The sequence below is a fragment of the Moraxella sp. genome, assembly GCF_024227015.1.
GTDB lineage: Bacteria > Pseudomonadota > Gammaproteobacteria > Pseudomonadales > Moraxellaceae > Moraxella.
On record NZ_JAAELD010000164.1, the window covers coordinates 1 to 6,135 of the forward strand.

Annotated in this window: 6 protein-coding genes; 2 read left to right on the forward strand and 4 right to left on the reverse strand. The window is 43.1% G+C overall.

Annotation, left to right across the window (positions count from 1 at the left end; all coding sequences use genetic code 11):
* Nucleotides 1-289 precede the first annotated feature (289 nt).
* Nucleotides 290-2,770, forward strand: coding sequence for a TonB-dependent receptor (locus tag GY683_RS03845; RefSeq protein ID WP_297287493.1), 2,481 nt, complete (start codon nucleotides 290-292; stop codon nucleotides 2,768-2,770).
* Between the two features lie 52 nt (nucleotides 2,771-2,822).
* Here the strand turns inward: GY683_RS03845 and GY683_RS03850 are convergent, their stop codons facing one another.
* The 4 genes from GY683_RS03850 to yegQ are packed head-to-tail and all read right to left on the reverse strand — an operon-like array spanning nucleotide 2,823 to nucleotide 5,484.
* Nucleotides 2,823-3,080: a YfhL family 4Fe-4S dicluster ferredoxin gene (locus GY683_RS03850; RefSeq protein ID WP_036366719.1), complete on the reverse strand. Its 258-nt coding sequence runs from the start codon at nucleotides 3,078-3,080 to the stop codon at nucleotides 2,823-2,825.
* Nucleotides 3,081-3,094: 14 nt separating this feature from the next.
* Nucleotides 3,095-3,424 carry a DUF4298 domain-containing protein gene (locus GY683_RS03855; protein WP_297287494.1) on the reverse strand — a complete coding sequence of 110 codons (330 nt, stop codon included), beginning with the start codon at nucleotides 3,422-3,424 and terminating at the stop codon, nucleotides 3,095-3,097.
* Nucleotides 3,425-3,436: 12 nt separating this feature from the next.
* Nucleotides 3,437-4,054 carry an SHOCT domain-containing protein gene (locus GY683_RS03860; RefSeq protein WP_297287495.1) on the reverse strand — a complete coding sequence of 206 codons (618 nt, stop codon included), beginning with the start codon at nucleotides 4,052-4,054 and terminating at the stop codon, nucleotides 3,437-3,439.
* A gap of 26 nt (nucleotides 4,055-4,080) precedes the next feature.
* Nucleotides 4,081-5,484 carry a tRNA 5-hydroxyuridine modification protein YegQ gene (gene yegQ / locus GY683_RS03865; protein WP_297287496.1) on the reverse strand — a complete coding sequence of 468 codons (1,404 nt, stop codon included), beginning with the start codon at nucleotides 5,482-5,484 and terminating at the stop codon, nucleotides 4,081-4,083.
* 201 nt (nucleotides 5,485-5,685) lie between these two features.
* Here yegQ and GY683_RS03870 point away from each other — a divergent pair, with 201 nt between their 5' ends.
* Nucleotides 5,686-6,126 (forward strand): hypothetical protein, encoded by a 441-nt coding sequence (locus tag GY683_RS03870; protein WP_297287497.1) that lies wholly within the window; start codon nucleotides 5,686-5,688, stop codon nucleotides 6,124-6,126.
* The last annotated feature ends 9 nt before the right edge of the window (nucleotides 6,127-6,135 follow it).

Consider the following 6,135-nt stretch of genomic DNA (forward strand, 5'->3'; position numbering starts at 1 on the left):
TAGTGTGTGTTTCATACATCACCTTAGGTTGTTGAAGTGTTGGGTTAGGCTAGACTTTTGTATGCTAACTGCAAAAATCTAGAGCTTTTGTAAGAAAGTGTTAAGAATTATACCAAATAAAAAACGTTTTGCAAATAAAAATTGTTATTATTTCAATATACGAATAATAATTATATGCACATACATCGAATCACCAAAAGTAACGCTATTAACTCATTATGTTATAATATTGTTATTATATAACATATCTGTTATACTATTACTTTTTGTTGTATTGGATGTTTTTACTATGGTCAATTTCTACTCTCGCCCTACTGTGCTTGCACTTAGCATCGCCTTGATCAGCCTATCAGCTCATGCAGATGACACTGCTACAGAGCCAGAAGTTACTCTAGACACCCTAAATGTCGTCGTCAATAGCGGCATGCAAACCGCCCCCATCCTCAAAAAACCCAGCGACATGATCATCAGACGCGAAACCCTACAGCAGCGCTCGGCAACGCTGGGTAATGCCTTGGCAGGCGAGCTGGGTATTCACTCTAATCCCTTTGGCGGTGGGGCGAGTAAGCCCATCATTCGTGGGCAGGACGGGGTGCGAGTGAAGATTTTACAAAATGGCACAGATGTTATTGATATGTCTGCTCTATCGCCTGACCATGTGGTCGCCGCCGATACCCTATTGGCGAGCCGTGTGGAGCTGGTGCGTGGGGCAGGCACGCTTCTGTATGGCACAGCATCGCAGGCAGGTGTGGTGAATGTCATTGATGAGCGGATTCCTAGCCGTATGCCACAGGGCAACATCAAAGAGAATATCGAAGGCGAGACGTTATTACGCTATAACACAGGCAGTAACGAGAGGGTTGCCACCGCCAGTCTTAATATGGGCGTGGGGCAAAACGTGGCAGTGCGAGTCGAAGGACTGACCCGCCGTGCCGATGATTATAAAGTCCCAGGATTTCAGTCTGATGTCATGCTAGACTACCTGCCTGACAGCCATAATAAATCCACCGTTGGCACGGTGGGCGTGTCCTATATTGGCGATAGGGGGCATATTGGTATGTCATACAGTCGCCGTCAGGATAAGTATGGCATACCAGGGCATAATCACGCCTATGATAACTGTATTGCACATGTACTCACTCCAGAAGCTAGCATCTCGCGCTATTATCTAAAAGCCTACCCCCATCTAATACAGAATATGGATTTTAGTTCATCTGCCCATTTTCACTGCGGTACAGCTCATGCTCATGACCCAGGACAGAGTCATGAGCACCCTTTGGGCTATGAACACGATCACACGCACCCTGGGCCTTGGATTGACATGGAGTCTGAGCGTATCGATGTTAGGGCGCAGTGGGAGAAGCCATTTAAGGGGTTAGATAAAATCGCATTGTCTTTTACATCATCAGACTATTATCACGAAGAAAATGACCATGAAGTTGAGAGGCTCGATAAATACACAGGCAGACTACAAACCATTAATAACAAACCAGGTTATTTTGGCAATCAAGGCAAAAATGTCCGAGTTGAATTTCATCACACACCTGTCAAAGATGTATCGGGACTGTGGGGTGTGCAGTGGCAAAAGCAAGAGAGCTTTGCTCATCTGCCCCATGAAAGAGAAGAAGGGCAAAGATACCCACTCATTGCCAATACCAATAAGCAAGTCAGTATTTTTGGGTTGGAGAGATGGCAGGCTAATGACAAATGGGCATTTGAATTTGGGACACGTTTTGAAAAACAAAGCATTCCGATTGATTATAGTGAAGACAAATTAGACCGCTATCGTCCAAAACCAGAATGTTGGGATTGGGGATTTAGCAGTGGATGCTCGCCTGCACCAAATTATGAAGAGCCAGATTTAACGACTTATAAAGAAAAAGCCACTTCATACAGTATTGGTACCACGTGGGATTTTAAACCCGATTACCGCCTGTCTGCCACTTATTCACATAATGAACGTCTGCCTACACCCATGGAGCTTTATTATCATGGCAAACATCTGGCGACTCATTCATTTGAATTTGGTAATATCGGACTGGATAAAGAGAAATCTGATAACTTGGATTTGGGTATTTCTTTTTTTGGGGATAAATGGAGCTATGCGGTTAGTGCCTATCACAGCCGTTTTAAAAATTACATTTATAACGAAAACATCTACCGTGAAGGCAATTTGTTCATGAGACGACATAATCAAGCCAAAGCAGATTTTTATGGGCTAGAAGGCATGGTAACTTATCACATGGACAACCATGCCATTAGCTTGTTTGGCGATTTGGTGCGTGGCAAGTTAAAAGATTTGCCTAATGCTTACGCCAAGGCTTATTATTGCGATGGAGCTTACACCACGACAAAACCTGAAGATACAGAAGAGAATATGCAAAGATGTGATTATAATTATTTTGCCGATGATTTTAATTATAGCTATGAGCCAATCATTGCCCAACCAAACATGCCAACACCCAGATTGCCACCTGCCCGTTTGGGGTTGCGTTGGCAAGGGGATTTGTCAGCCAACTGGTCGGCAGATGCAGAATATATGCACGTCTTTGGGCAAAATCGCATATCTAAGCTAGAAAGTGCGACCGCCAGCTATGATATGCTCAATCTCGGCTTGGACTATCATAACCACTGGGGCAACCTAGACTACACCCTATCCTTGCGAGCCAATAACGTGCTTGATGAGAAAGTGTATATCCATAACTCATTTTTGCCCTTTGTGCCACAAATGGGACGTAATTTTAGCCTAAGTGCGAATTTTAAATTCTAGCCTACTCATACAAAACACCCCAAGTCTCAGCTTGGGGTGTTTTTTTGATCGATTATTTTTTCCAGATTCGCTTATATTTTGCCATCAGGTCGTCAGGTGTCTCGGGTCGGCTGTCGTCCTTGATAATGCAATCAATCGGGCACACCTTATCACAGGTCGGCTCATCATAAAAGCCCACGCACTCGGTGCATAGGTCGGGATTGATGACGTAGGTTTTTTGCCCTTTTTGGTCGTAGCTTATCGCATCGTTTGGGCATTCAGGCTCGCAGATGTCGCAGTTGATACAGTCGGTGGTGATTTTTAGTGCCATTGGTTTTTAAGTTGTTATTTGTTATTTAAGTCGTGAAGTCGGCTTTGAGCAAACTTGACAAGCTGTTCATAAAATGCCCGTTCATCACAAAACATATCCCACAGTGTATCTTGGCTCATCACGCTGTATTCGCCGTCTGTGGTCAAATCCACGTCTGCCCCATTTTCTAAGGCTTCATAATAGCGTTGCCAGTCGGATTGCCCGTGATGATTAAAATAAAAGGTGGACAGTTCGTCCGTAATGGCATTTTGGTGGTGCAGGTTTGCCATAAGTTTGTCATTGTCGGCTTGTAGAGCAAGCCATTCACGGTATAGGGCTTGGTAGTGGGAGATTTTTTGTTGCATATTTAATCGCAATTAATTAAGTATTTTTTGTTTGATTTTCTCAAAGTCTTCATTGGTTATATGACCATCATCACGAAGTTTTGCCCATTTTTGCAACTCATCAGCAACAGAGTATGGTTTTAGTTTGTCAGTTTTAATTACATCAAACTCTCCATCATCATTATTTTTGTTTGAGAAAATGCCGTTAATTTCAACCCAATCTCTATGATTCCTCAAAGGATTAATAAATAGATATTTTAGGGCAGTTTTATACAAAAAATATACTATCGTAGGAGAAACAATACACACTCCAAGAAATAAAATTATTTCAATATCTGTGAAAAAATCTAGGTAGCCATCATAGCAATCAAGTCTGTTATCATAACATTGCAAGTAATTATCATCTGTAAGTGCGATAATAGAAACAACAATAGCAACAAAAAGCAATATTTTTAAATAGCCTGAAATAATTTTAAAGGATATTTCCATAGCTGAAAAATCTTGACTTCTCTTCATTGCGAACAAGCCAAATAGAATTACCAAAAATGCAGGAATACCAAGAAATGAAAAACACAAAATAAGTGATAGTCCTAGAAATATCAATACTTTTGTTAGTTCACTTCCTGACATTGGAGTATTTGTATTGGACATAATAAAACCCTCTCACAATTTAGTTATCAAGTATAAATCGCTTCACTCACACTTTTCATAACAAGGGCGAATTTTAGGTCATCATGAGAAATGTCGCTAAACGGATTTTTGATTTTGGCAATCCACCCCGACCCCAACGCTCCGTCTATGGCATTACCTTTTTTGTCCCACATTTCGGTGAGCCGATAAGTCAAATTGCCTTTTGGTGTCATAATCTCCACATCATCGCCCACCATGAGTTTGTTTTTTATCTCTAAGGTCAAAAAGTCATCCGCCACGTCTGACACTTCCGCCACAAACTGCTGATTGTCGGTTTTTGATGAGCCGTACTCGTAGTTTTGATAATCCGAATGCACATGACGACGTAGAAAGCCTTCGGTATAGCCACGGTTGGCAAGTCCGTCAAGGGCGGTGATAAGCCCCGTATCAAAGGGCTTGCCCGCCAACGCATCATCAATGGCACGGCGATAGACCTGAGCAGTGCGGGCGACATAATAATGCGACTTGGTACGCCCTTCAATCTTTAATGAATGCACGCCCATGTTCACAAGGTCAGGCACAAGCTCCACCGCACGCAAGTCCTTAGAATTCATGATATAGGTGCCGTGTTCGTCTTCATACATCGCCATCAGCTCGCCTTTGCGACCTTCTTCTTCAATCAGCACGACTTCATCGGACGGTTTTTCTACATAATCATCGCCCATGACGACATCGCCATTTAGATTGACATTGCTAATCTCGCCTTGACTGGGGACAAACACTTCTGGGCTGGCAGGGACGATGTCGCCTGTTTCATTCTCCACCGCCTTGTAAGTGTTGTACGACCAACGGCAGGCATTGGTGCAAGTGCCTTGATTGGCATCACGTTTGTTGATATAGCCTGACAGCAGACACCGCCCCGAATATGCCATACAGAGCGCCCCATGCACAAAGACTTCAATCTCCATATCAGGGACTTCTTTAATAATCTCGTTAATCTCTTTTAGGGATAATTCACGGCTCACAATCACCCTTGTTACGCCCATTTGTTTCCAAAACTTCACCGTTGCCCAGTTTACGGCATTGGCCTGCACCGACAGATGAATGTCTTGGTGCGGAAAATGCTCTCGTATCATCATAATCATGCCAGCGTCCGACATGATGAGAGCGTCAGGCTTCATCTCAATGACAGGGCGAATGTCTTCAATAAAGGTCTTTAATTTGGCGTTGTGGGCTTGGATATTAACAACCACATAAAACTTTTTGCCAAGCGAATGGGCGTAGGCAATGCCCTTGGCAAGGTTTTCTTCATCAAAATCATTATTCCGCACCCGCAAAGAATAACGGGCTTGCCCTGCATAGACCGCATCCGCCCCATAGGCAAAGGCGTATTGCATATTTTTAAAGGTGCCAGCAGGGCATAGAAGTTCGGCTTGTTTTTGGCTTGTCATTGTTTGGCTCATTATTGGCTAAATTTATTAAACTCATTATTATAACAAATTTCTTCGGTTAAATTCATACTAAATTTGTAAGGTATCGCCAAAAGCTCCCGAATAAGCGTTACAAAACTTAACGACAACGCGACACATCACTTGAAATTTTGACGTACAATTTATTACAACTCAAAATCAACCATCCAATCGGAGAAAAACATGAGAACAATCGGATTTATCACCGCCCTATCAGGCATCGCACTACTAACCGCCTGCGCAAGCACCACACCTGCCAGCCAAATCAACGAAAACAACGTTCAAATCACCGGATTTAGCAAGGCTGATGAAGCAAGTCTAAAAGACCAATTAACTCAAGGGCTTAAACGCGAACTTGCCAAGATCAACACGCCAGTTGCAATCACAAACATCACCAGCACTCAAGAACTCACCAGAAATGCCGATGGCAAAACCCATCAAGTGCTAGTGGTTAAGACTGCTGATGGCAAGACCTATCACTCACGCCCTATCAGTACACCTCTAAGCGCTGAGCAAAAGACTCGCCTATCAAAATTAAAAGGCGCAACCCTACGCGGTGTCATCGCCATTCAAGATCGCCCGAACGAGTATTTCTTTAGCGTGATTGAGAACCCTGTTTATTAATTTTTTGCA

What these genes read in the sequence shown, in the direction of transcription:
- GY683_RS03845 (WP_297287493.1), top strand. Translation starts at nt 290, where the DNA reads ATGGTCAATTTCTACTCTCGCCCTACTGTGCTTGCACTTAGCATCGCC.
- GY683_RS03850 (WP_036366719.1), bottom strand. Translation starts at nt 3,080, where the DNA reads ATGGCACTAAAAATCACCACCGACTGTATCAACTGCGACATCTGCGAG.
- GY683_RS03855 (WP_297287494.1), bottom strand. Translation starts at nt 3,424, where the DNA reads ATGCAACAAAAAATCTCCCACTACCAAGCCCTATACCGTGAATGGCTT.
- GY683_RS03860 (WP_297287495.1), bottom strand. Translation starts at nt 4,054, where the DNA reads ATGTCCAATACAAATACTCCAATGTCAGGAAGTGAACTAACAAAAGTA.
- yegQ (WP_297287496.1), bottom strand. Translation starts at nt 5,484, where the DNA reads ATGACAAGCCAAAAACAAGCCGAACTTCTATGCCCTGCTGGCACCTTT.
- GY683_RS03870 (WP_297287497.1), top strand. Translation starts at nt 5,686, where the DNA reads ATGAGAACAATCGGATTTATCACCGCCCTATCAGGCATCGCACTACTA.